Consider the following 26,138-nt stretch of genomic DNA (forward strand, 5'->3'; position numbering starts at 1 on the left):
TTTCCTTCTTCAAGTCAAGCGTGTAGTTTAGTGTTTAGCCTGTTCTTACTGGTTAGCTGTTTTTGTGCACCATGCTTAAGGCAATCCGGCCTTTTTTCAAATCTACAGCATCGATCCATATTTTGACGATATCCCCTACAGACACGACATCTTTTGGATGCTTCACATACTTACTGCTCAGCTTGGAAATGTGTACCAGTCCATCCTGCTTGACACCGATATCGACAAAAGCGCCAAAATCAACCACATTACGCACAGTCCCTTCTAATTCCATTCCCTCTTTCAGATCCTCCATAGTCAGAACGTCCGTACGCAGCAGTGGCGCCGGCATATCGTCACGCATATCCCTTCCAGGAGCAGCCAGTGCTTTCAAAATATCTTGGTATGTTTCCTGACCCAGCTGGGTCTCGTTGAGAACCTTGTTTTCGTCCAGTAGCCTAATACGCGAACTCAACTCCGATGACCCTAAATCCTTTTTGGAGAGGCCGGCCATTTTAAGGATGGCATCGGCCTGTTTATAGGTTTCCGGATGGATACCTGTGTGATCAAAGGGTTCCTTTCCGTCTGGTATACGCAGGAAGCCGACCGCCTGCTCATAAGCTTTGGGTCCCAGACGCTTTACTTTTTTAAGCTGGCTTCGACTGGTGAACTTGCCGTTGTCTTCCCGGTAAGTCACAATGTTTTCAGCTGTTGTTTTCGTTAGTCCCGAAATATGCTTCAAAAGAGCGGCACTCGCTGTATTGACATTGACCCCGACTTTGTTCACGACCGTTTCGATCACAAAGTCCAGGCGCTCTGTCAGCTTTTTCTGGGAGACATCATGCTGATACTGACCGACACCAATAGATTTCGGATCGATCTTGACCAGTTCGGCCAAGGGATCCTGCAGACGTCTGGCAATACTGACTGCACTGCGTTCCTCGACTTGAAGGTCTGGAAATTCACGCCTGGCTTCTTCGCTGGCCGAATAGACCGAGGCTCCCGCCTCATTGACAATCACATAAGCGACGCGGTGACCAATAGCCTTAAGGTGCTCAGCTACAAAAGTCTCTGATTCACGACTCGCTGTTCCATTACCGATGGCTACCGTATCCACCTCGTATTCACTCACCAGCTGAACAAAACGTTCAGCCGCTTCCTGACGCTTTTTTGCGGAAGCCGGCTTGTGCGGATAAATGACGTCGATCGCCAAAACTTTCCCAGTCGCATCGATCACAACCAGCTTGCAGCCGGTCCGGTATGCGGGGTCCAGACCCAGTATAGTCTGATCCTTCAGCGGAGCCTGCAGCAGGAGGTTGCTGAGATTCTCTCCGAATACTTCGATAGCCTGATCCTCAGCCTTTTCCGTGAGTTCATTGCGGATATCTCTTTCAATAGCCGGTTTGATAAAACGCTTATAGGCGTCCGCGACTGCTTCAGTAACAGCCTCCGTAGCAGCCGTTTTCCGGGCGTTTTCGGGCAGCTCATTTTTGAGGATATAGCTGAGGATCCTCTCTTCATCGGCGTTTACTGCCACTGATAAAATCTCTTCCTTTTCTCCCCGGTTCAGTGCCAGAATCCGGTGAGAAACCAGTGTTTTGACATTTTCAGAATATTCATAGTACATTTCGTAGACACTTTTCTGGTCCAGGGACGAATCTTTTACTTTTGCTTCCACCGTCCCGCAGTTGTAAGTATAGTCTCTGATCCATGTCCGGTAAGTTGGATTATCTGCAATATATTCTGCCAGAATTTCATGCATCCCTTGGAGAGCCTCTTCAGTAGAGCGAACTTCCTTTTTTTCACTGATATACTCTGCTGCTTTCGCTTCTAGGTTGCCTACAGGGAAAGTCAACACCCACTGTGCTAGCGGCTCCAGACCTTTTTCTTTTGCAATAGTCGCTTTGGTCCGGCGCTTTTGCTTATAAGGGCGGTACAGATCTTCTACCCGCTGCATCTGCCGGGCAGCACGTATTTCCTTTTCGAGTTCAGGTGTCAGCTTATTTTGTTCTTCTATCGCGGCTAGAACGTCATCCTTGCGCTTTTTTAGATTGGTCAGATAGGCATGGCGCTCTTCAATTTCTCTGATTTGTACTTCATCTAGTGAACCGGTCACTTCTTTACGGTAACGGGCGATAAAGGGTACCGTATTTCCGTCCTGAAGCAAGTCCAGAACCGCGGTCAATTGTTTTGTTGAATAGGCACTTAACTCCTTATTTAACAGCTGAGTGATTTGCATTTCTTTAATCTCGCTCATTCTTGTCATCTCCTCTAAAATCGTCACCCGTCCATTTTAACATATGGACACTCTAATGCACGGGTCATTCCAAAAATAAGATAACTATATCCATACTTTAAATTCATGTCCTCACACAAAAAGCCTGGCTGACTGTAAAGCCAGACACCAGACTATCTTTCAACCAATATCAAAAGTCAGCAGGCTGTTTTCAATCTGTGTACCAATATCCTTTATACGCCAGTGTTTATGGTTGCCCACGCAGGCACTGATGTACGTACGCTGCTCATCCCTCAACACTTTTCTGAAATGCACATGACCCATGATGCTGTAATCGATAGCAGAATATTGCTCGTAAAGGGCTTCATAAGCTTTGGCTCCCAGGAAAGCATTGGCATAGTTGTATACTCTATGGGGAAGTGGCATGACAAAGGCTTTATGGGTAGCTACATGGGTCATTAAAATGATTCGCCTATGCTGAACAGACTGTAGATCTTTATGCAACTGCTCAAGCATTTCCTGGCTGACGGTCTGGTCTGACCGCCCCCAGTTGACGTAGTGACGGTCATTCCAGGAAGCAAAGCCATACTGCTTTTTCTCAAAATCCTGCTGGCTGTAGATACTGTGATCAGCGTACCCATAGTCATACCAACCGGGAGTTCCAACCACGGCAAAACAATCAGTCAATACCCTAGGCTGTCCGGCTAGTGAGTAGGACTGTCTGTTAAAAAAATCAGCAATCCGATTGGTATCTTTTACTGAATGGTCTCTGGACCAGTAATCATGGTTCCCCGGGACAAACAGTACAGGGATCTGACTGACCTGTTCCAGCTTTCGAATAAAATCATGCGTCTTTAAATAGTGATTGGATATGTCTCCAGCTATCAGGAGCAGATCGACCGCTTTTCTCTTTAGAATGTCCCCAAGCATACGTTCCAGTTCCGGACCAACAAAGACTTCGTTCCGGTCGATATGCAAGTCAGACAGAACTCCTACCTTCATTTTACTTCTTATTCCTCCCAAACAGCCGGCTGATCAGATTGCCGCCACTGTCTACTTTATACTGTCTCTCAATACCTTTATGGCCAAAAACCACTCCATGCAGGGTTCCACCGTATACAGCCCCTCCATCCAGTCCAATCAGACCGTCTTCAGACTCCCAGATATCCGTGTTTACCTGCTTACCATGCAGCATAGGCGTGATGGTATGGCCAAACACAATGATTTTCCCTGTGTGGTTGGGCTGATCATAAAAACCTTCTCGGATCCACACAAAGTTGTGGTCTGTCGTATCTTTCCAGTTCTCTAAAGTCAGGTCCACTCCCGCATGGACAAAAAGATAATCTTCCCATTCAAAGGTCAGCGGTCTAGAGGTCAAAAAAGGCATCAGCCAGGGAAATTGACTTTTGATTTGCTCCGCTAATTCTGCTGCATCATCACTTCCCTCAGGTCTACTCAGAAATGACTGCACCGTCACCATTCCTCCATTCATCTCATAAGAGGCGGCCGCCTGATTAGGCTGCTCCAAAAAATTGGCTAGCATGACTTCATGATTGCCCATCAGGCAGACCGCTCCCTTCTCTTCGACAAGATGGCGAGCGAGTTCAAAACAGGCTTTGGGATTTTCACCTCGGTCTCCAAGATCTCCGAGTAAAACCAGCTGCTCTTCCTCCTCGTTCCAGTATTCAAGCAGCTCTTTAAACATGGTGTACTGGCCGTGTACATCTCCCACTGCAAAAACTTTATTTTTCATGATCCCTGCCTCCTCAAAGCTTATACTTGTCTGATTCTTAGATTCATCTTACCACAAGCCCCTCCGGGAATTCCGGGCAGGTGTTTTTCCAGTACTTTTTGCATCTGACAGAGAGTCAAAAAGTGAAGATTCTATGATAATGATTCACTTTCGTAGTATCATAGCCTGCTGCTCTGTATAATTGTGAACAGAGACAGATTTTTACCAATAGAAGGGATGATAGATATATGAGTATGAAAAAATGGATTGGAGTGGCGGTGTTTCTGCTATTTGTCGGCTTTGTCGGCTTCAGCATCTACCAAACCACACAAGAAGACCAGACTGTGACCGTTCGCAGCGCAAGTGTCGAAGAGGACTCGGTTACAGAAATCGTAGCAACGACTGGTGTCATTCAGCCTGCACAGATGCAGGAAGTCATGGGTCAGGGCCTAGTGCTGGAACTCGGTGTAGCTGTTGGAGATTCGGTTGAGGAAGGCGACACCTTAGTGACCTATCAAGATGGAACCAGCTTTACAGCTAACTTTGACGGAACAATCACTGAAATCAACGTAGCTGAAGGAGAAGCAGACAATAATGCTCAACAAGGACAAGCCTCCCTTGTACTAGCAGACCTCAACGAACTGGAAGTCGCTCTCGAGCTTTCCCGTTCGGATGCCAGTCAGATAGAAGTCGATCAGGCTGTTCAGATGGATTATGCTGGACAGAATTTTGAAGGGACAGTTTCCTTTATTGAACCGATTGCTCGAACAGAACAGACTCAGATGGGTTCTTCTAGCAGGCTGGGGGCTACTGTTGCTTTTGACTCTGATATAGATGGACTGATTGCAGGCTTTGATATTGATGTCGATATTATCGTTGCTTCAGTGGACAACGCTCTCGTCATTCCAATCGAAGCACTTAACTTTGATCAGAATAATAATCCTTATGTCTTCACAGTAGAAGAGGGTGTAGCAACTGAAGTCCCCATCGAAACCGGCATCCAGTCTGATGCACGGATTGAGGTGACCGAAGGTTTATCCGAAGGGGACCAGGTCGTGCTGTCTCCAGATGAAGATCTGGAAGACGGTATGGAAGTAGAAATAGAAGAAGAATAAGGAGGTTTCTTTGTGATAGAAATCAAAGACATTGAAAAAATATATCATCTAGGCGGAGAAACCGTCAAAGCACTGGATCAGGTTTCTCTCACAATCGGTAAAGGGGAATTCACGTCAATCATGGGACCCAGTGGATCTGGGAAATCGACACTGATGAATATCCTCGGCCTGCTGGACCGCTTTGATTCCGGACAGTATTTACTGAATGAAACCGACGTATCAGGTCTGTCTGATGCCCAGACGGCGCGCATCAGAAATAAAGAAATAGGCTTTGTCTTCCAGTCATTCAACCTTATGGCCCGGATGAATGTCCTGGAAAACGTCATGCTTCCATTGGTGTACGCTAAAGTTCCCCATAAGGAAAGAGTCCAGCGGGCTACAGAAGCACTGGAAAAAGTCGGCCTTGGTAATCGCCTTAAACATATGACTAATGAAATATCAGGAGGACAGAAGCAACGGGTAGCCATTGCCCGTGCAATCGTCAATGATCCGTCCGTGCTGATGGCTGATGAGCCGACAGGAAACCTGGATTCAAAAACTACAGAAGATATCATGCGCATCTTTCAGGAATTGAATGAAGAAGGCACAACCATTGTGATGGTCACGCACGAGCCTGAAATGGCTGAGTATACCAAGCGGATTGTTTACTTCAGAGATGGCATCATTCAGAAGGATGTCGAACAGACTCCCAAAAAGATTGCCAAGCGGGAGGGAGAATAAATGTTTATAAAAGAAAATTTCAAGATGGCTTTAGACAGTATTTTTGCCAATAAAATGCGCTCGTTTCTTACCATGCTGGGAATCATCATCGGTATTGCATCCGTTATCGCCATTTTAGCTGTCGGTAACGGTGCAGTGGATGAGATCACGCGGACCTTCAGCGATCTGGGAGCCACAACAATCAGCCTGGATGCCAATGATCCAGACCGGTCAGGTGATTTGATCACCCTAGATGACCTCAACGTTCTGAGAGATTCCATTGATGAGATACGCTATATTTCTCCCAATGAGAATATGACGGGGAATTTGTCTTCACAAGACGTTTCCCGCCAGGCTGTCATATCCTATGGGACTCCCGACCTGCAGTTCCTAAACCAGAGCATGAGTTCTAATCTGGTGGCTGGACGTTACTTTAATCAGGTCGATTTTGAGGAAGGCCAGGATGTGATTGTTATCGATGAAGATGGTGCCCGGGCATTATTTGACCGGGTCGATGTTGTCGGAGAAACGGTTCGCCTATCTGTCGCTCAGAATCAGCTGAACCTAAGGGTTGTCGGTGTCGTCGAAGGATCATTTGCTGGCATGCAAGGAGCATTTGATCCCAGTCAGATTCCTCTTTTCGTCTCCCTTCCTCAGTCGACACTGAGCAATCAGGTCCCTGAACTTTCAGGAATGGATTCGGTGGTCATCGAAGTCGAGTCTACAGATCAGATTGATTCTGTATCCAGCCAAGTTGTACGGCTGCTTGAGCTTAGGCATGATGCTGTAGGAGAAAATACCTACAATGCTACAAACTTTCTTCAAGCTCTTGACCAAGTGAACAATGTGCTCAGCCTCTTCATCAACTTTATTGCCGCTGTAGCAGGTATTGCCTTACTGGTTGGCGGTATCGGTGTCATGAATATCATGCTGGTCTCAGTCACTGAGCGGACGAGGGAAATTGGTACACGGAAAGCCCTAGGTGCAACTACTCGAACTATTCTAATCCAATTCCTGATGGAGTCTGTCATTCTTAGCCTGATTGGCGGGATGATTGGGTTGACCTTCGGTATAATCATATCCAACCTGATTGGAGGCGCACTAGATATCACTCCAATTGTTACACTTGGAAGCGTCGCGCTGGTTGTTCTATTTTCTACCGCTGTTGGGGTATTCTTCGGTATATATCCAGCCAGAAAAGCAGCCAAGTTGAATCCGATTGATGCTTTGCGTTATGAATAAAATCACATAACCCCTTGCAATGTATATGAAAATACGGCGGACGCATAAGGACAGTATCCTTACAGCGTCCGCCGTTTTCTTGTTGAGCTTAAATGCGTTTTGCTGACGATTCAGTTACTCTCTCTAAGCCACCGCCTCCTCTGCCACGAGCACTAAGCAGCAAGGCGCCCAGACCCATGACCACTACAAGCAGTCTGATCAGCCAGCCTACTACCGGTAGGATCATCAGTATTTCGAGGAGCAGCAAACCTAGCAGAAGAGCTAGGAACTCTCGAACACCTTCAGTCTGCCCAGTCAGCCTGAAAAAAAGGGTTCCGGCTGCAAGAGCCAGCACAATTTTGGCCGCATACAGACACACGCCAAAAAGCAGGAATAAAATAAAACTCATCGGCAAGCCGATAATCGTCAGCATGAGTAGTAACGAAATGAACGGTATGGCAACTAGACCCAGCAATCCGGCACCAAAAGTCGAAAGTGGCCGGCTATTGACCGGGACGACACTCTTGATCCAGAAATCGGGCCGGATCAGTTTTACTAGTAGCCATACGACCAGTGCCGCAAGTATGCTCCAAATGAGCCTCAAGCTGATAAAGATCCAGTTTCTCTCCTGTCTCACCGAGGTCCGCATCGCCCACGCATCGGATGCTGTATGCCTTACCGTCCCCCTTACCTCAGCTCCTAAAGCTATGTCAGGCTGTCGAGGGCCTTCATGAATTACGTCTCCTTCAATGACCGACTGCTCGTCGACTGTCAGTTGCTCACTGTTGATATGTGCATCGCCGCCGACCAATCCATCGAGAACCACCCTTTCTCCCGCGCCATATACATCCCTGGCGACCTCACCATGCAAACTTAGGCTTGAGGCAGCTGCAAATATATCCCGGTCGACTTGCCCTCCCGGCTCGAGTGTCACAGTCTGCCCCACCAGAAAAACATCACCTTCCTGTTCTCCGCTGAGCTGTATCACTTCACCTACACTGAAAATCGTTCCGGTCACTCTTCCTTCGATCACAATCCTCTGTCCAGCTGAAAATAGCGAGCCATCAATATTGCCTCTTATGATAATTTCATCACCTACAGCGAATACAGTTCCTTCTATATCTCCGTCTATTTCAATGAAGTCCCCTGTAAACACCCCCGGGCCTGCCAGTACAGCGTTCTCTTCCAGTCCTCTTTGATGAAATTGACCAGCTCCATGGTTTCCCGCCCAGACACTGCCTCCTGATAGCATCAGCAACAATAAGACCAGCAGAATCCCCAGTTGAGATGCCAGTCTTTTTTTCTGCAGATTTTCTTTTGCCATAAAAAGCTCCTCCTGTCCAAAAAAAGCAGATGACATTCTGTGTATGTATAAGGATTATTGAGGATAACTTCCTGGAAATAGGTGCTATTTATACGATTATTTTACCACCGTATAAAACTCTAGCCTAACCTCAAGCATTCTATTTGGGATATAACTGCTTGATATGGTAGACATCTTACCAAGTAAATCCCCCTGACTAACTGTCAAAAATAGCCCTGCCTATTCATCCCGAGCCAGGATTTATCGTCCTGATTTCAGGACACCCGCAAAGCTTTTTCGCTCTGTCATACCCGCCCAGCCACAAAAAGCATATAAAAACAGGACAGCAGCGCTGTCCTGTCAGTTGCCTTGTCCTGAAATGCTTTTCTCTCATGCACTAAGACTTCAGATACCTTTTTTAAAGCAGTCCCATCACCACAAAGTTAATGATGAACAGAGCCGTTGTCGCCCAGAGAACAGGGTGGACCACTCGCACTTTTCCCTTAACTATCTTGGTAATGATATAAAACATAAAGCCGGCTGCAATCCCGTAAGAAATACTGTAAGAAAAGCCCATAAAGATAGAAGCAAAGAAAGCCGGCACAGCTTCTTCCAGGTTGTTCCAGTCGATTTCAGAAAATGCCGACATCATCAGGATACCAACAAGGATTAGTGCAGGAGCAGTAGCAGCTCCCGGTACAATGGACATGACTGGAGCAAAGAAAGCGGTCAGAAGGAACATACTTGCAGTCACCAGACTCGTCAAGCCTGTACGGCCACCAGCACCAATACCGGCAGCACTTTCCACGAAGGTTGTGACTGGTGAGGTTCCAAATACAGCACCTGCAGCTGTTGCTACTGTATCTGCCAGGAGAGCCTTCTCCATTTTAGTATTCAGTCCGCGACCTTTATCCATGGATTTCTCATCGTCTAGCGTAAAGATTCCCGCTTTGCGGCCGGTTCCAATAAAGGTTCCGATCGTGTCGAAGACATCGGTCAGAGTAAAGGCAAAAACAGTGATCAGAATCAGGGCATACCGTGAAGGGTCAGCCAGCAGAGACATCAGTCCCTCAGAACCGAAAGCTGCTCCGAACGTTGTTCCCAGTTCACTGAAGGCAGAGCCAAATGAATTAGCCGGGTTAGTCAAACCGGACAGGTCCGTTACGCCCAATGGGATTCCGACCAGAGTAGTCAGCACAATACCGATCAGAATCGCTCCCTTGACTTTAGCGACCATCAAGACGACCATAGTGATCAGACCGAACAGAGCGAGCAGGGCATAAGGATTTGTCAGACTGCCTAAATCAGGAATGATGCCTCCACCCGTAACAACGGTATTAATCGGTCCATTAATTTCGGTTCCGGCTGAAAAAGGCTCATTGTTGACAGCGATGATATCCTGTCCTTCAGAAGTGAATTCCAGCAACTGAGCATTTTTGATTCCAATATAAGCAATAAATACACCGATACCGCCACCGATTGCGTGCTGCAGTGACTCGGGAATCGCATGAATGATTTTCTTTCTGATAGAGGTTACCGTGATCAAAATCCCTACAACACCTGTCAAAAATACCATAAACAGGGCTTCTTGCCAGGTGAACCCCAGTGCAAAAACAACCGTATAGGTGAAGAAGGCATTCAGCCCCATTCCGGGTGCCTGTGCGTAAGGGACGTTGGCATATAGAGCCAAAATGAGTGTACCGACTGCCGTCGACAGCACCGTTGCCAGAAAGACAGCCTGGGTCGGCATGCCGGTAAGAGCCAAAATTTGCGGATTGACAAAAATGATATAGGACATGGCAAAGAATGTAGTCAGTCCTGCTGTGATTTCTGTCCCGATTGTAGTATTGTTCTCCTTAAGTTGAAACATCTTCTCTAACAAAAAATAACCCTCTTTCTATTATTTTGTCCGACTAGTCGAACTCAAGAATAAAAGGGTCATCTAACATTATGGAATGGGGAAAAGTCCGGACCTTTTGAATGCATTCATTCACCAGCTCCTGCTTTGACTCGCATAAAGTATAAGTGCTCAATCTAATAGTCAGTCTTTTAAGGTGACTGGTAGAAACTTTAGCCCATATCGCTAAATTATATTAGACAACTCTTTTTTCAATTCATCGTCAGTATATAATGGGGTTGTAAAAGAGTCAATAAAAAAACGAAAAAAAAAAAGAGCAAACGCCGTTAACGTTCGTCTTTTTTTAAACTTAATTTTTATTGCCTATGCAAGCCGTTTTTATTTGTGCCGCATCATTTCATGGTCACAAACTCTTCTGCCGCTGTTGGATGGATGGCAATTGTCCGGTCAAAGTCTTTCTTGGTTGCCCCCATCTGTATGGCTACTGCAAAGCCTTGCAGGATTTCATCCATCCCTTTGCCGATCCCATGCAAGCCAACGACCTTTTCACGCTTACCTACACAGACTAGTTTCATGTAGGTTTTCTGCCGGTTCTGGGTAATTGAACTGTGCATGGAAGTAAACTCAGCTTTATAAATTTTGATGGCCTCTTTTGGAAACAGATCATTTGCTTCTTCTTCTGTCATCCCGACTGTACCAATTGGTGGATGTGTAAAAATCACTGTCGGAATGTTGCTATAGTCCAGATAAGCATTTTTCTGGTCATTGAAGAGCCGTTCAGATAGATGTCGGCCTGCTGCGATGGCAACAGGTGTCAACTCTGCCCGTCCAGTCACATCACCTACCGCATACACCCGGTTACCTGTCGTATTCTGATAGCGGTCCACTTCGATATAACCACCCGGGTAGCATTTGACACCTGCAGACTCCAATTCAAGATCCTGCGTGTTAGGTATACGACCGGTAGCCCAAAGAACCATGTCCGTTTGATGGCTTGTACCGTCCTCAAAATGCAGCTTATACCGCCCATCAGCCAACTCTGTGACTTCGGTTACTGTTTTATTGGATTGAATCTTGCGGCCTTCTGCCTCAGAAATAGCAGCAAAGCCTTCACAGATCACCGAATCAAAGTTATTGAGCGGCTTTGACTTGCGTACAAAAAGGTGGGTGTCTACACCCAGTGCGTGAAAAATATTGCTCATTTCTACACCAATATAACCGCCTCCAATAACAGCTATACTTTTTGGCAGCTCTTCCATCCTGAACACATCATCTGATACCATGCCTAACTCCCCACCTGGTATATCCAGTCGCCTCGGCTTACCCCCCGTAGCAATCAAGATGTGTTCTGCAGTAACTGTTTCACCATTCACTTTAACAGTGGATTCATCTACAAAAGATGCCCGGCCATTGATATACTCGACTCCATTACTGTCCAATCCACGCTTGTAAGCTCCGTGCAGAAAGTGGATAAAGTCATCGCGATTCTGCATCATTTTTTTAAAATTAAGTGTAGGCTTACTCTCAAATTCAAGTCCATAGCCGTCGGCATAGTGGTGGATGGCTTCCATCATTTCAGCTACATGCCACATGATTTTTTTCGGCACACACCCCAGGTTCACGCAAGTCCCTCCCAGGTGCGCTTCTTCAATCAAAGCAACTCTGGCTCCCCGCATAGCTGCCCTGTTTGCTGAAGCAATCCCTCCGCTTCCGCCACCAATAACCAAGTAGTCATAGTCAAACTGTTTCTTCATCTTTATCTTCCACTCCTGTCTGCCCAGACTGTCTCACTGCTGGGATATACTTTTCTTTCATTTTCAAAATAATACTTGCCTAGAGCATACTTGTATTTTTCTCTTTCGTTCCATGGCTTGTGCTTTCCGGAATAATGAATAAATACCACACGTTCCTCTACTCTGGCATAGCTGAATTTATGAGGAAAAAGAATTTTGAGTTTCTCATATACTTTCGGATTCATATTATACACCCGCCAATCCTCTTCCAAAATATCATTATTAAATACCAGATTGAAAATATCCTGATCAGGCAAAATCAAGACCGACTTATTTTCGCGAATCACGTCAACAATGTGCTGAGCACGTTCAATTTGTCGCAGTTTTTTTAGGTTCATCAGAACCACACCTGAATTAAAGTAATTTTCCGAATCAAAGTTTCTCAGCCTTAGATTGTTGAAAGGCTGGACCCACTTGGTTTTGTACTTATAACTGGTAGCCACAAAGGCATTACCGTGAAAATCTTTTTGGTAGAGAGGCTTTAGGTCATTAATACAGATAATGTCAGGATCCAGATACAGCACACGGTCGACCTCATCGGGCAGCAGGTAGGGAGCAAACATCCACAAGTACATTTCCAGTGCATAGTAACGTGTAATAGCCACCTTGTCGGATGTCTTAAAAAAATCCCGGCTATAAATGGGAATCAGTGAATGACCGTCGGTTTCCACATAGTCTTGCAAGTCTTTCAGTCTTTGTTTTGAAATGCCCGCATGAAGTAGATACATACAGAAGGTGTCGTCTGGATGCTTATCTACAATCGACCGTATCAGGACTTTTAATGGATATACATAGTGTTCATTCAGTGAGAAAAGAAGATTGATCATTTGAGGTCCTCCACCATTCACTTGTCGCTCTGTATCTGTTCCTTTTTACATTATACCTATTCCTGTGCTAAAACTCACATAAATCATACTACATATCCCCTTTTAAAGAAATGAGATATCCCCTATAATAGTGGAAGACTTGATAAACGAAAGAAGGACACGCCATGCAAACAGACAAACTCTACTCTACCCTCTTCCGATCAACTTTTTTCCTTAGTATGTTTACTTTCGGAGGCGGCTATGTGATTGTTCCCCTTATGGAAAAAAAGTTCGTCAATGAACTCAAATGGATCAGTGAAGATGAAATGCTCAACCTGATCGCCATAGGCCAGTCCGCCCCTGGACCGATTGCCGTCAATACTTCTATCCTAGTCGGCTACCGCATGGCTGGCTTTAAAGGAGCCATGGTCACCGTTCTCGGAACTATTCTCCCTCCACTCGGTATCATGACCGTCTTGGCATACATATACCTAGCAGTCAGAGACAACGCTCTGGTCAATAATGTCCTGCTGGGCATGCAGGCTGGTGTAGCCGCAATCATTGTCAATGTTGTCTATAATATGGCCAAACGTGTGGTCAAGCAAAAAAAAGTCATTCCTGTCCTCGTGATGGTCGCCTCTTTGATTGCAGTAATTGGCCTGCAGGTCAATATTCTTTGGATTCTGCTGTTTTCAGCTGTGACTGGTGGACTAATGACAATAGTGGACTTGAAAAGAAGAGTCCATAAGGAGGAAGCTCAATGATTTTACTCGAACTATTCCTCAGCTTTTTCCAAATTGGCCTGTTCAGTTTTGGTGGAGGTTATGCTGCCCTTCCACTGATTGAACAGGAGCTAATCCATGCTCAAGGCTGGATTACCAGTCAGCAGTTTATCGATATCCTGACACTTTCCGAAATGACTCCAGGTCCCATAGCCATCAATGCGGCTACTTTTTCCGGTAATCAGATAGCCGGCATTCTGGGAGGGATCGTTGCGACAGTGGGTGTAACCTTACCGTCGGTAATCATCGTTCAGTTGCTAGCGTATGTCTACTTTAAATACAAAAACCTGACCATGGTTCAGGGGGTCATTCAAGGTGTCAGGCCAGCCGTCGTTGCTTTGATTGCATCTGCTGGTGTGACCATCTTCATGACCGCCATGTTTGGTCACAGTAACTGGCCGGTTGCCATAGATGAGATTAATTGGGTCTCTATTTTAATCTTTGCAGTTGGTCTTCTCTTCATGCGCCGGTTCAAAGCTAGTCCCATTCAGATTATTCTGATTAGCGGATTAGCTGGAGGCCTGATCTACAGCTTTATCTAAGCAATTTTCTTAGGACTTCAAACATTTAAAAACCGCAACGGCTAATAGCCGTCGCGGTTTTTTGTAGCTTTTTCATTTATGAGCGTGATCCTTGACGATTGAAACTTGTTTGAGGACGCTTGTCGTGTCCATAAATTTTAGGCATAAGCTTGCTGTCGATAAATGGTGCCAGTGCATTCATAATCAGTATGGAGTAACCTACTCCCCCGGGATGATCCAGGGTAATTCGGAAGAAGGCGGTCAGCACTCCAACCCCTACAGCAAATACGGTTTTCCCTTGTGGGGTCAAGGCACCCGAACTGTAGTCTGTAATCATGTATGTGGCTGCAAAGAACAACGTTCCTGAAAGCATATGTGTCATCTGGAAAGTGAAGTCGAAACTAGACCATAGTCCCATCACGACAAAGACGGTCGTAATACAGAGAATCGGTAGTTTTGGATTGATCACTCGTCTGAATATCAGGTACAGCATACCGATAAGAATCGCTAGTTTAGATGTTTCCCCGATGTTCCCCCCCAGATTGAATCCCATAAATAAATCCAAAAAGCCAGGTACTTCTTCAGGTACTGAGCGCATACCATCTCCAATAAAGGATAATGGTGTAGCAGCAGCTACCGCATCGACTCCGCGGAATCCAGACCCAAACAGACCTGCAGGCAGGACCCAATTTTCAAGCCAGGGTGTAAACAGTGCTTTGATAACTACTCGGGCAGCTACCGCCGGGTTGAAATAATTACGGCCGATTCCGCCGTTTAATTGCTTGACAATAATAACAGCAAACACTGATCCAAAAACAATCATCCAAATGGGTGCCGTAATCGGCAAACTTAAACCAACAAGCATTCCGGTAAGCGCTGCACTGTGGTCCCCGATTGTAATTGGTTTATAAGTTAATTTCTGATAAAAATATTCTGCTCCTACTGCTGTTGCAGTAGAAATGGCTACCATTCCTAGTGCCCACCATCCAAAGAAGAAAGTGGCTGCCAGAAGAGGTGGAATCATCGCAATAATCACCTGATCCATGACCCATGAACCGGTACGTTTGCTTCTAATGTGCGGAGAAGGTCCAACACGCAATTTACCTTGTACATCTACTGCTTGAGCCATCCTACTTGCCCTCCTTAGCTTTAATCGCAGCTTTGGCTGATCTTATATTTTCAAGTAGAGGAATTTTTGATGGACAAATGAAGGAACAGTTCCCGCACTCGATACAGTCCATCGCACCAAGCTCTTTAGCTTTTTCAATATTTCCTCTTTCGAATGCTTCGCTGATCAAAATAGGCTGCAGGCTGACTGGACAGACGTGAATACATTCAGCACACATGATACAGTCTTTTCTGTCACCCTGATCGGCTTCATCTGGTGTAAGAACAGTGATCGCCGTTGTTCCTTTAATAATCGGCACACCAAGATCAGAGACGGTTTTACCCATCATCGGACCCCCACCCAGCACTTTACCAGGAACATCGGAAAAACCTCCGCAGTCATCAATTAGCGAGTCCATTGGCGTTCCAATTTTAACCAGCAAGTTTTTAGGTTCTTTGACTGGTGTCCCAGAAACTGAAACAATCCGTTCAATCAAAGGTTCTCCAAACTCACATGCCCGGTAGCAGGAACGGATAGTGGAGTTGTTCGCAACCACACACTTGACCCCTGCAGGCAGTCCGCCAGGTTCTACTTCTCTACCTGTAAGGTTTTTAATCAAGTTTTTCTCTGAACCTTGAGGATACATCGACTTCAGTTTTCTGACAAAAATATCGTCATAACCAGCAGAAGCTTTTTCCAGCGCTTCGATGGCATCCGGTTTATTTTCTTCTATACCGATATAGATACGCTGCAGTTGCGGGAACAGTGTTCTTGTAAGGTTGATTCCAGCAATCAGCTCATCTGGATGTTCCAGCATCGCGCGGTGATCCGATGTAGAATACGGCTCGCATTCCGCACCATTAATAATCAGCGTGTCGATAGTCATACCTGGCGGTGGACTCAACTTAACTGCGGTCGGGAAAGTCGCCCCACCCATTCCGACAATCCCTGCTTTTCTAACCGTAGCAAGAATTTCGTCTTTAGTCATTTCGTGCGAGCGTCCCGGTTCAGTAATGGGTTCTGCCTTCGTGTACTCATAGTCATTTTTGACGATGATACTTTCTGCTTCTCCTCCGATGGTCGGACGCTTTTCGATCGCAATAACTTCTCCTGAAACTGAAGAATACACGTGGGCAGAAACAAACCCACCTTCTTCTGCGATGATTTGACCGGCCTTTACCTTGTCCCCGACTTCAACGATCGGTTTGGCTGGTGCTCCAATATGCATAGATACCGGAAAGACCATAATTTTAGGTACAGAAGCATTTGTGACCGGTTTCTTGTCTGTTCGAGATTTTTTGTCATCGGGGTGGGCTCCACCTTGTTTCCCCATGAACGAAAAATGCATGCCATTCATCCTTTCTCTTACTCTATAAAAATACACTCATTCATCTTTTCACAAACATAGACAGTGCACATTTCATGTGAAAACTGAACGGTTAATAATAATATCAGTATACAATATGTAGCTAAAAGATTAAAGTAAATACCGACAAACCTGTTCAATTTCTTTCTTGTAATCAACATGCACTTTATTGATAATAAAGATAATGAAAACTAACAGTTGAACTGGAGGTCAGCTTATGGAGTATACTCAGACAGAATTAATCATTCGCCTCATTCTAGCGGCACTTGTGGGGGGCATCATCGGCTACGAGAGAGAACTGAAAGGTAGAGACGCCGGTATACGAACGCATACCCTTGTCAGCCTCGGAGCCGCTATTATTACCCTTACTCAACTTGAAGCGAGCCGATGGGTTCTAGACTTTGCACTTGAAAATCCGGATCTCTCTTCAATCCTCTCCTCAGACATTACCCGCCTCACTGCTCAGGTCGTCAACGGAATCGGCTTTTTAGGTGCAGGGACAATCATTGTGAGCCGGCGCACGGTCACCGGCCTGACGACTGCCGCCTCAATTTGGGCTGTAGCTAGCCTGGGGATTGCTGTCGGCATGGGAAATTACTTTATTGCCCTTCTCAGTACCTTTATCATGCTCGTTGTATTACGACTCGTAAAAGGTCTGTTTAAGATTGACCGTACCAAGCAGCTGGAAATACAGTACCGAAACCGCGATCAGACTCTCACTTACCTCGAGAACAAGTTCAAGGAAAGCAAAGTCAGCGTTGTTTCTGCCGACCATTCCATCACCTATATGAAAGACGGCACCTCTCTCTGCGAAGACCTGTATACACTCCATCTGCCAGTTCCTTTCAATATGATGACCTTCATTTCAGATGTTGGAGCCTTTGAGAATATCCAAAAAATCAAAACCGTCAAAACGACGATGGACAACTGAAAAAACAGCAAAGCTTTTGACCTCCTGATCTTAGGGACGTCGCTACTTTGCTGTTTTTTTATTCTTCGACTCTGAACTCGGCTGTAAGAGGTTCTCCTTCTATCTGGCGAACAACTCTATACTTGCCCTCATCAAAGGGTTCATAGTAATCCATATTCAGTGTTTCTTCAGAGGCTTCTTTCGGACTCAATACATGAGCAATAAGGATAAAAGCCATCTCTTCTTCAGGTTCAACGATATACCAGTTGTCTCCCTCTTGCTTTTCGACCGTGAAAGCTATCCCATATGTGATTTCCGTTTCAGATTCATTGGATACAGTCAGTCTGAACGTATCATTTTCCCGCGCATACACCTCCTCGCTCAATTCAATACTGACCCCTTCCAGGCCGTCCGTTTCCTCAAAAGGAGACGCTTCTTTCGTATTTCCACATGCACTTGCAATGATAAGAGCAGTCAGCAAACCGACCATTCGAATCAGCTTGTTTATCATTGTATCCACGTCCTTTATCCGTCAATTCTGTTCTTTCACTCAGTATACTCTTTCTTCTTGAATAAAAAAAGCGGCCAGGCTTTCATCAATAGCCGGACCCCTTTCAAATTTATTCCACTAATTGTTTTCTGTCAGTATGTCTTTTTTTAATAGAGGTTCAGTCAGATCATAATCCGGCTCGACCCCTGGGCGTTTCTTATGGCCGTATATCCGCGGCATCGCTATCTTATCAAGGAATGGTATGACTGCATTCATGATCAAAATAGAAAAGCCGACGCCTTCAGGCGAAAAGCCCGATATCCTGAAGGCCGCTGTTATGATTCCTGCTCCGATCGGGAACAGGATCCGTCCCATGGGGGTCAAACCACCGGAAGCATAGTCTGTCACCATAAAGGTTCCCGCCAGTAGCAAGGCCCCACTGAATATATGATACATCATGAATTCAAAATCAAAGCCAGAGTAAACTAGCATGATTAGCGCCACGGTGCCGATGTAAAGTGTCGGAATTTTTGGGTTGATGATGCGTCGGATGATTAAAAAGGCCATCGCAATCAGCAAAGCCAGACTGCTTGTCTCCCCGAGAGATCCACCCCATCCGCCCTGGTTTCCCAGGAAGAGATTGCCTAAAGTCTGCGCCCCTTCAGGCACATAATCGGCTCCACTGGAAATATAATACAGTGGGGTTGCCGCGGCAACCAGATCGTCTGGTGTGGCTGTAGTAATTGCTTCTGCATGACTAGCTGAAGTAATTAAATCTTCCCCGGCAACGAAGGTATTTACTACCCAGGGTGCCATGAGATAGACAATCCTACCCCCAACTGCAGGATTGAAACGGTTTTTTCCGATTCCACCCGGGATCATTTTGATTACGACAATAGCGAACAAACTGACGAAGACCACACTGAACCAGCTTGCACCGTTAGGCATGCTTAACCCGATCAGCATCCCGGTCACGACAGCTGACAGATCAGTAATTGTGACCCGCTTTCTCACCAGACGTTCGTAGAGATATTCACTCAGCACACAGGTGATGACTGCAACGGAAGTTAAAGTCAGAGTCTGGATACCAAAGAACCAGATACCTGCAATCAACGGCAGCATCATGGCAATAATCACTTGGAGCATGATCCATTGGGAAGACCACTTTTCAAAAATATGTGGCGAATTATCTAGAACCAGATCATAATCAGCTAAGGTCGTTTTTCCTTTAACTGTACTCATCACTGCACCGCCTTTACATTTTGCCTGATGGCTGTTTTAGCTTTCCTGATGTTGTCCAGCAGAGGGATTTTGGACGGGCAAATAAAGGAACAGTTTCCGCATTCAATACAGTCCATGGCCCCCAATTGCTCAGCTTTTTCAATCTCTCCACGCTCGTAAGCATTGCTGATCAGGATAGGCTGCAAGCTGACCGGACAGACATTGATGCACTCCGAGCAGCGGATACAGTCAATACGCTCTTCAGCAGACACTTCTTCTGCAGTAAGAAACGTGACATGTGTGGTTCCTTTTGAAATCGGTGTCGCTCCGTCTTTGATTGTCTTTCCCATCATAGGGCCCCCATGAATCACTTTTCTCGGCGCTTCTTTGAAGCCGCCGCAGATATCAATCAGGTCATCGATTGGTGTCCCGAGTCGGACCAGCAGATTTTTAGGGTCGGCAATCGGTGTCCCGGATATCGTAGTGACCCGTTCAACCATCGGTTTTCCTAAGCGAACAGCCCTATATATCTGCTGGAAAGTCCCTACATTGGAGCAGATGCACCCGATATCAGCGGGCAGACCTCCTGCCGGCACCTGGCGTCCTGTACAATTTTCAATCAGCTGCTTTTCAGACCCCTGAGGATACTTGGCTTCAAGCACTTTGATTTCAACCTTATCATACCCTTCAGCAGCTTTCTTCAAAGCTTCTCCAGCTTCTTTGGCATTGTCCTCGATTCCGATATAAACCTTATCGACATTGAACACACTATCGATCACACGAACACCTTCAATGATTTCGTCTGCATACTCAATCATTGTCCGCAAGTCGGATGTCGAATAAGGTTCACATTCCGCCCCGTTCAAAATGATTGTATCGATTGTTTTGTCTTTTGGCGGCATCATCTTGACATTCGTTGGAAATGTCGCTCCTCCCATGCCAGTTATCCCGGCACGCTTGATCAGCTGTGGAACCATCTCAGGTGCCACTTCGTTTCCTGCTTCAGAAAAATAGGGTTCTTCCAAATACTGTCCGTCATTTTTGACAATCACGCATGTATATACAGCTCCGAGAATATCTCTTTCCTCGATTGATATGACTTCCCCACTGACTGAGGACAAAATATCCGCCGAAATGAAGCCCTGTGATTCTCCCAGCATAGTTCCTGACTTGACTCGTTCACCTACTGAAACAACTGGTTTGGCCGGTGCTCCCAAATGCATTGACATGGGGAAGACCATGATAGGCGGTGCATCAATTTTTTCAATGGCCTTGTTGTGTGTCCGTGACTTGTTGTGCTTTGGAAATGTTGCCTTTTGTACTGTTTTAAATCGCATTCCCTTACCTCCTATTGTAGTATCTACTTTATTCGCTCGTTCAACCCTGATGTCAGCAGCTTGCAGTATTTTATTTCTTACATAATAATTATTTCACAATTATTATTATTCGTTTTTTGCCGCTTCATCTATTTTAAGAATAACGAAACTCTTACTAAAAGTAAAGGTATGAAGCTATTTTAGCAGGAATTATAGTCAGAAATATCACAATTGATAATGGTTATCATTTTTAAATAATAATCAGATGTACGTTAAATTGTTCAAACATTCACTTTTTAAGTTTGGGTTTTACTCAACTTTCAGTCCACCCCGTTATATTCGCTGTATATTTTTCCTAAAACCCAGCTGAAATCGGTCATACTAGCTACTTGTATTCTTATACATACACTTCAGTGATCATTTACTATCTTTCTTTGCACCCGTTTTTTCATGATCTGACACTTAAATTTTCAACAACTGTATTTGAATGTCTATTTTATGAATACATCGAAACTTGCTACTTTGTAATAAATACAAAAAACCTGTTTTTCTTTCATCCCAGGATAAAAGAAAAACAGGTGAATTCAGGCTGTACTCGTTTGCCTTATTTCTTCAGCTAGTTTATTTAACTTTCTTAAACGATGATTGACTCCTGACTTGGAAACTCCCCCGTTTGGGACAAGCTCACCCAGCTCTTTCAAGCTGATGTCCGGATGCTCCACTCTAAGTCTGGCAATCTGCCTCAATTTTTCCGGCAATGTATCCAGTCCCCTAGTTTTTTCTATCAGTTCGATGTTTTCAATCTGACGACTGGCTGCATCTATGGTCTTGTTCATATTAGCGTTCTCACAATTAACCAAACGATTCACAGAATTTCTCATATCTCTTACAATTCGCACATCTTCAAAGCGGAACATGCTCCCTGTTGCGCCAATCAATGCCAGAAAATTGGCTATTTTTTCTGATTCCTTGAGGTAGACGATATACCCGTTACGCCTTTCGTGTACTCGGGCATTCAGATCAAAGAGCTGCATCATTTCACAGATATCTTCGTTATGCTCTTCATAACTAGAATGGATTTCCAGATGATAGCGGCTGGTATCAGGACTGTTGACAGATCCTCCGGCTAAAAAAGCTCCACGTAGGTACGATTTGATTTTCTGCTTATTGGTCTTGATTTCTTCTGGAACATGGCCACTGTATAGCATACCATCCATGATCCCTAATTCCTTGAGTACCAGTTTGCTGCCGGTTTTAAGGCGGACAATATAGACATTATTTTTTTTCAGTTTCATTTTTTTTCTGACTAGCAGTTCGGATTCTACATCAAAATTATCCTTGATTAGACTATACATACGTCTGGCAATAGCTGCATTCTCTGTCTGAACATTCAAGACAAAATCATGGTCAACTATACTTAGTGTCCCATTCATACGCATCAGTGCAGCGAGCTCCGCCTTAGCGTGTTCCGGGTGCACTTCCAGTAGCGTCAGTTCTTTCTTTACTTCAAAAGCAAACGACATGTGACCACATCCTTCATTCTGTACCTTTGCTTTCAGCTTAGTTATCAGTCTTCAAAATATTGCTTTATTTTGCGCTGGCTGTTAAAAGCCGTGCGAAAAATTTCTTCTGCCACTTTCTCACCGTCATGATAGACACCCCGGGGAGACAGCAGCAGGAAATTATCCGATATGATCAGTGGAACTTCTTCTTTAAGTCCCTTAAAATCATGTTCGACTTGAAACAGGTACTCTTCGTCCGGTTCCTGCGATATATATTCGTCTGGCACTCTCCCGATATTAGTAATAGCAATGTCCACGAATGGCTTTTTCAAATGCCGGTGCAGTACTTTTATATGGTCGGCATCCGACATTCCCTCTGTTTCACCGGACTGAGTCATAATGTTGGAAATGTATACCACCTTTGCTTCCGTCTCAGTCAGTGCATGTCCGAGATCAGGAATCATAAGGTTAGGAAGAATGCTCGTATACAGGCTTCCCGGTCCTAAAACAACCATATCCGCATCCATAATGGACGAAATCACTTTTCGACTTGCTCTTACGGGACGATTGTCCGTCATTCCGGTCACATTCACGCAGTCGATAATCTTATCATGCTTCGGAATCATTGACTCCCCTGCCTGCTTTGTCCCGTCAGTATAGGTGGCATGCAAAACCAGTGGTTCTTCAGCAGCTGGATAGACATTCCCTTTCACATGCATCATAGTCGACAGCAGCTGAATAGCTTCATAAATATTTCCGCGCATATCGGCTGTAGCCTGAATGATCAGGTTGCCGATCGTATGGCCAGACAGTGACTTGTCTTGGCAATTAAATCGGTATTGGAAAATTTCCTTTTGAAGTGTCGGGATGTCAGACAGTGCAATCAGCACATTCCGCAGATCTCCAGGTGGGACGGCATTAAAGGTCTTCCGCAAGGTACCGCTACTGCCGCCGTCATCTGCAACGGTAACGACAGCTGTGACTTCAGCATCTTTTTCCTTCAAACTTCTCAAGATGACTGGAAGTCCAGTTCCACCTCCCAGAACAACAATTTTCGGTTTTCTTTTTTTAGTTGTCAGCTGTTTCATGAGCGTACCACAGACTCCTTTTTCTTGTCTTTATCTCTGTGAGAGATGTTGACAGGATACCCGTCCAGCTTCAGTTTACGGGCGATTCTCTCGACTAGCGCTACGGAACGGTGTTTGCCACCCGTACACCCAATAGCTATGGTCAGATTACTTTTACCTTCTTTTTTATATCCTGGCAGCGTATACTCCAGCAGATCCGTAAATTTTTTATAAAAGTGCTCTGTTTCTGTCTGCTGCATGACATAATCATACACAGCTTTATCCATTCCAGTTTGTGGCCTCAATTCCTCGATATAATGCGGATTCGGAAGAAAACGAACATCCATGACTACGTCCGCATCGATAGGCACACCATACTTGAATCCAAACGAGACCATTTCGACTCTGAACATTTCTTTTTCTTTGGATTTAAATTTATCTATCAGCTTCTGCCTCAGTTGACGTGGCGTTAGGTCGGTTGTGTCAATTACCATTTGCGCTTTATGTCGGATATCCTGAAGCAGTTCACGTTCTTTCTTGATGCCGTCAATGGTACGGCCGCTTTTAGCCAGTGGATGTGCTCGTCTGGACTCTTTGTAGCGTGTTACCAATTCTGCATTGGTTGCATCCAAAAAGACAATCCGTGTCGTCAAGTGAGACGTATTGTCGATTGTTGTGATTGCTTTGTTGATCTCCTCAAAAAAGTCTTTCATCCGCAAATCCATGACCAGAGCAATTTTGCTGAACTGACCGGATTCCCGAACCAGCTTCCAGAAAGTAGGCAGAAGATTAGGTGGCATGTTATCAATACAGTAATAACCCATATCTTCAAAACTTTGCATAGCTACGGTTTTCCCGGCTCCACTCATCCCTGTAATGATAACCAGTTCTATATGATCTTTCATTTTCAGCACTCCTCTGCTCCTCAGCTTATCCGTTTATTGGCTAACTTTGTTCATTATAGCACCCCTGGCGTGTCATGTACATGATTTAGCCAAAGCGTCATACCCTTGACATAATAATTAATATATTGCATGTAACAGCAGAATCTCTATCCACATCAGGATTTTTAACTAAAAAACATCCGGCTGGCCCATGCAACCGGATGTTCTAACCTTTTACTTCTTAATTTCACATGTACTTTTACCTACTAACGCATACGCCCCGCATTTGCGAGTCTGGGCGGTGAATAAAAGAGGAATCGATGCCAGCCCGATCCATCTGGCTGGGCCATTCAAAATGAAGAGCAGCGGGAAAGTCCCTGCCCCTAGGATCAGTCGAATCAACCTGTCTTTATCGCCTACATTTTTTTGCATGTAAAAGCCTCCTTAAAAATCTTTTTTTCAGTTCTGATCAATCAGTTTCTGAATGTCTGCTTCAAATGCTTCCATTTTCTCTTCAACGGCTACTCCCGAGTCATCCTGAACAGAAATGTAGAACTTGATTTTAGGCTCAGTACCTGAAGGTCTGGCCGCAATCCAGCTTGAGTCAGCCAGGGTATACTTCAATACGTTGGCCGGAGGCAACTCAATTGTTTCCACACCTTGCCGGGTTGCGCGAGTCTGGTTTTTATAATCTTCCACCATACTTACTTTAATATCTCCAAATTCTTCCGGTGCCTGTTCTCTCAAAGCTGTCATCAGCTGTGTAATTTTCTGTGCACCTTCCATACCTTCCATGGTGATTGAAATAGTTTTTTCTTTAAAGTGTCCAAACTGGTGATATAAATCATGCAGAGCATCAAAGCAGGTATTTCCTTCTTCTTTGTGGTGAGCGGCCATTTCGGCTACCATAAGCAGTGCCTGAATGGCATCCTTGTCTCTCACAAACGGCTGTACCAGATATCCGTAACTTTCTTCAAAGCCAAACATGAATGTATGACTGTGTGTTTCCTCGAATTCCTTAATTTTCTGTGCAATAAATTTAAAGCCGGTAAGAACATTCATGGATTCTGCTCCATATTTGTCTGCAATCACAGCAGGCAGTTCACTGGACACAATCGATTTCAAAATAACACTCTTTGCCGGTAAAGTGCCTTTTTTCGTGTGGGCTTTTAACATATATTCCAGCATCAGACTGGCAATCTGATTGCCGCTCAGTACTTCATAATGTCCCGCTGACGTTTTAACCGCAAGTCCCAGTCTATCTGCATCCGGATCGGTTGCAATCAGAATGTCAGCATCCTCTTTTTTCCCTTGTTCGATTGCCATTTCGAAGGCTTTAGGATCTTCCGGATTGGGAGACTTGACTGTTGAAAAGTCCGGGTCAGCCTCTGCCTGCTTGTCTACAAAGGAAACATTCTTAAATCCGGCTTGCTTCAAAGCCTTCTCTCCAATCATTTTTCCAGTACCATGGAGGGGTGTGAAAATGATTTTCAGCTTTCTGCCCTGTCTGTCGACCAGATCCTGGTCGATTGTTACAGTCTTCAAATATTCTAAATAAACGCGGTCAACATCTTTTCCGACGATTTTGAGTAAGCCTTTTTCCTTGGCTTCTTTTTCTGTCAAGGTGTCGATAGACAGTATGTCTTTGACGCTTCTTACATATTCCGTCAGTGCATCTGCATCTTCTGGTGGCATTTGAGCCCCGTCGTCACCATATACTTTGTAGCCATTATACTCCGGCGGGTTATGACTGGCGGTAATCATGATGCCTGCGGCAGCCTTCAGATGGCGTACAGCAAAAGAAAGTTCAGGTGTGGCACGCAACGCTTCAAACACATACGCTTTGATGCCGTGGGCTGCCAGAGTCAATGCGGCTTCCGTCGCAAATTCTTTGGACATGTGCCGAGAATCATAAGCGATAGCTACTCCGCGCTTGACAGCCGCTTCTCCCTCATTTTCGATAAACAAAGCCAGACCTTCTGTTGCCTGTCTAACTGTGTAATAGTTCATGCGGTTGGTTCCTGCACCGATAATGCCTCTCATGCCTGCTGTACCAAATTCTAGCGAGGTGTAAAAAGCATCCTCCAGTACAGCTTCATTATGCTCGTTGCGCTCCAGATCTTTTCTCAAATCACTATCCAGATCTGTCTGCTTAAGCCAGGTTTCATAAGTATCTTTCCATTCCATAACATTCCCTCTTTTCCGTAAAGTATATTACCGCTTTCTTTA

General features: G+C 45.1%; 23 protein-coding genes and 1 riboswitch. Of the genes, 6 read left to right on the top strand and 17 right to left on the bottom strand.

The window, feature by feature from the left end; all coding sequences use genetic code 11:
* Nucleotides 1-52: 52 nt before the first annotated feature.
* The 3 genes from ADIAL_RS04790 to ADIAL_RS04800 form a co-directional block, all read right to left on the bottom strand.
* Complete coding sequence (locus ADIAL_RS04790) at nucleotides 53-2,236, bottom strand: Tex family protein (RefSeq protein ID WP_034300749.1); 2,184 nt, start codon at nucleotides 2,234-2,236, stop codon at nucleotides 53-55.
* A 159-nt stretch (nucleotides 2,237-2,395) separates the two neighbouring features.
* On the bottom strand, nucleotides 2,396-3,217 hold the full coding sequence (locus ADIAL_RS04795; RefSeq protein WP_034300751.1) for a metallophosphoesterase: 822 nt from the start codon (nucleotides 3,215-3,217) through the stop codon (nucleotides 2,396-2,398).
* Between the two features lies 1 nt (nucleotide 3,218).
* Nucleotides 3,219-3,968 (bottom strand): metallophosphoesterase, encoded by a 750-nt coding sequence (locus ADIAL_RS04800; protein ID WP_034300753.1) that lies wholly within the window; start codon nucleotides 3,966-3,968, stop codon nucleotides 3,219-3,221.
* 227 nt (nucleotides 3,969-4,195) lie between these two features.
* Here ADIAL_RS04800 and ADIAL_RS04805 point away from each other — a divergent pair, with 227 nt between their 5' ends.
* Genes ADIAL_RS04805 through ADIAL_RS04815 form a run of 3 tightly spaced genes read left to right on the top strand, consistent with a single transcriptional unit; the run spans nucleotide 4,196 to nucleotide 7,003 of the window.
* The gene (locus ADIAL_RS04805; protein ID WP_034300754.1) at nucleotides 4,196-5,062 is read left to right on the top strand and encodes an efflux RND transporter periplasmic adaptor subunit; all 867 of its coding nucleotides are present in this window, start codon (nucleotides 4,196-4,198) and stop codon (nucleotides 5,060-5,062) included.
* A gap of 12 nt (nucleotides 5,063-5,074) precedes the next feature.
* A complete protein-coding gene (locus ADIAL_RS04810; protein WP_034300756.1) occupies nucleotides 5,075-5,782 on the top strand; it encodes an ABC transporter ATP-binding protein in 708 nt (235 codons plus the stop codon).
* A complete protein-coding gene (locus ADIAL_RS04815) occupies nucleotides 5,783-7,003 on the top strand; it encodes an ABC transporter permease (RefSeq protein ID WP_034300759.1) in 1,221 nt (406 codons plus the stop codon).
* 88 nt (nucleotides 7,004-7,091) lie between these two features.
* Here the strand turns inward: ADIAL_RS04815 and ADIAL_RS04820 are convergent, their stop codons facing one another.
* From ADIAL_RS04820 to ADIAL_RS04835, 4 genes are all read right to left on the bottom strand, one after another.
* The gene (locus ADIAL_RS04820; protein ID WP_034300760.1) at nucleotides 7,092-8,306 is read right to left on the bottom strand and encodes a hypothetical protein; all 1,215 of its coding nucleotides are present in this window, start codon (nucleotides 8,304-8,306) and stop codon (nucleotides 7,092-7,094) included.
* Nucleotides 8,307-8,703: 397 nt separating this feature from the next.
* Entirely contained in the window at nucleotides 8,704-10,155 is a 1,452-nt protein-coding gene (locus ADIAL_RS04825; protein WP_034300829.1) for an NCS2 family permease, read from the bottom strand.
* Nucleotides 10,156-10,303: 148 nt separating this feature from the next.
* Nucleotides 10,304-10,401, bottom strand: a riboswitch (purine riboswitch).
* Nucleotides 10,402-10,535: 134 nt separating this feature from the next.
* Complete coding sequence (gorA, locus tag ADIAL_RS04830; RefSeq protein ID WP_034300763.1) at nucleotides 10,536-11,897, bottom strand: glutathione-disulfide reductase; 1,362 nt, start codon at nucleotides 11,895-11,897, stop codon at nucleotides 10,536-10,538.
* 2 nt (nucleotides 11,898-11,899) lie between these two features.
* A complete protein-coding gene (locus tag ADIAL_RS04835) occupies nucleotides 11,900-12,763 on the bottom strand; it encodes a glycosyltransferase family 8 protein (RefSeq protein ID WP_051503726.1) in 864 nt (287 codons plus the stop codon).
* Nucleotides 12,764-12,927: 164 nt separating this feature from the next.
* On the opposite strand from ADIAL_RS04835, the gene ADIAL_RS04840 reads away from it, so the two are divergent.
* Nucleotides 12,928-13,506, top strand: a complete 579-nt coding sequence (locus tag ADIAL_RS04840) for a chromate transporter (RefSeq protein WP_034300764.1) — start codon at nucleotides 12,928-12,930, stop codon at nucleotides 13,504-13,506.
* Nucleotides 13,503-14,066 (top strand): chromate transporter, encoded by a 564-nt coding sequence (locus ADIAL_RS04845; RefSeq protein WP_034300766.1) that lies wholly within the window; start codon nucleotides 13,503-13,505, stop codon nucleotides 14,064-14,066. The genes ADIAL_RS04840 and ADIAL_RS04845 overlap by 4 nt, the downstream gene beginning before the upstream one ends.
* A gap of 76 nt (nucleotides 14,067-14,142) precedes the next feature.
* Here ADIAL_RS04845 and ADIAL_RS04850 read toward each other — a convergent pair whose 3' ends face one another.
* Nucleotides 14,143-15,174, bottom strand: a complete 1,032-nt coding sequence (locus ADIAL_RS04850; RefSeq protein ID WP_051503727.1) for an RnfABCDGE type electron transport complex subunit D — start codon at nucleotides 15,172-15,174, stop codon at nucleotides 14,143-14,145.
* A gap of 1 nt (nucleotide 15,175) precedes the next feature.
* Nucleotides 15,176-16,501 carry an electron transport complex subunit RsxC gene (gene rsxC, locus ADIAL_RS04855; RefSeq protein ID WP_034300768.1) on the bottom strand — a complete coding sequence of 442 codons (1,326 nt, stop codon included), beginning with the start codon at nucleotides 16,499-16,501 and terminating at the stop codon, nucleotides 15,176-15,178.
* Nucleotides 16,502-16,736: 235 nt separating this feature from the next.
* On the opposite strand from rsxC (ADIAL_RS04855), the gene ADIAL_RS04860 reads away from it, so the two are divergent.
* Entirely contained in the window at nucleotides 16,737-17,450 is a 714-nt protein-coding gene (locus tag ADIAL_RS04860) for an MgtC/SapB family protein (RefSeq protein ID WP_034300770.1), read from the top strand.
* Nucleotides 17,451-17,508: 58 nt separating this feature from the next.
* Here ADIAL_RS04860 and ADIAL_RS04865 read toward each other — a convergent pair whose 3' ends face one another.
* The 8 genes from ADIAL_RS04865 to ADIAL_RS04900 all read right to left on the bottom strand — a co-directional run bounded on the left by ADIAL_RS04865 (nucleotide 17,509) and on the right by ADIAL_RS04900 (nucleotide 26,096).
* Nucleotides 17,509-17,940 (bottom strand): immunoglobulin-like domain-containing protein, encoded by a 432-nt coding sequence (locus ADIAL_RS04865; RefSeq protein WP_034300772.1) that lies wholly within the window; start codon nucleotides 17,938-17,940, stop codon nucleotides 17,509-17,511.
* 117 nt (nucleotides 17,941-18,057) lie between these two features.
* Nucleotides 18,058-19,161 carry an RnfABCDGE type electron transport complex subunit D gene (locus ADIAL_RS04870; protein WP_034300773.1) on the bottom strand — a complete coding sequence of 368 codons (1,104 nt, stop codon included), beginning with the start codon at nucleotides 19,159-19,161 and terminating at the stop codon, nucleotides 18,058-18,060.
* Nucleotides 19,161-20,477: an electron transport complex subunit RsxC gene (rsxC, locus tag ADIAL_RS04875; RefSeq protein ID WP_034300775.1), complete on the bottom strand. Its 1,317-nt coding sequence runs from the start codon at nucleotides 20,475-20,477 to the stop codon at nucleotides 19,161-19,163. The genes ADIAL_RS04870 and rsxC (ADIAL_RS04875) overlap by 1 nt, the downstream gene beginning before the upstream one ends.
* 563 nt (nucleotides 20,478-21,040) lie before the next feature.
* Nucleotides 21,041-21,979 (bottom strand): DNA-binding protein WhiA, encoded by a 939-nt coding sequence (gene whiA / locus ADIAL_RS04880; protein ID WP_034300777.1) that lies wholly within the window; start codon nucleotides 21,977-21,979, stop codon nucleotides 21,041-21,043.
* A 44-nt stretch (nucleotides 21,980-22,023) separates the two neighbouring features.
* Entirely contained in the window at nucleotides 22,024-23,046 is a 1,023-nt protein-coding gene (locus tag ADIAL_RS04885; RefSeq protein WP_034300778.1) for a gluconeogenesis factor YvcK family protein, read from the bottom strand.
* Nucleotides 23,043-23,930: an RNase adapter RapZ gene (rapZ, locus tag ADIAL_RS04890; protein ID WP_034300780.1), complete on the bottom strand. Its 888-nt coding sequence runs from the start codon at nucleotides 23,928-23,930 to the stop codon at nucleotides 23,043-23,045. The genes ADIAL_RS04885 and rapZ overlap by 4 nt, the downstream gene beginning before the upstream one ends.
* 213 nt (nucleotides 23,931-24,143) lie before the next feature.
* Nucleotides 24,144-24,341, bottom strand: a complete 198-nt coding sequence (locus tag ADIAL_RS04895) for a YgaP family membrane protein (protein WP_034300781.1) — start codon at nucleotides 24,339-24,341, stop codon at nucleotides 24,144-24,146.
* 27 nt (nucleotides 24,342-24,368) lie between these two features.
* Nucleotides 24,369-26,096 (bottom strand): phospho-sugar mutase, encoded by a 1,728-nt coding sequence (locus tag ADIAL_RS04900; RefSeq protein ID WP_034300783.1) that lies wholly within the window; start codon nucleotides 26,094-26,096, stop codon nucleotides 24,369-24,371.
* Between the last annotated feature and the right edge of the window lie 42 nt (nucleotides 26,097-26,138).

This window comes from Alkalibacterium sp. AK22, from assembly GCF_000585255.1.
Classification (GTDB): Bacteria; Bacillota; Bacilli; order Lactobacillales; family Carnobacteriaceae_A; genus Alkalibacterium.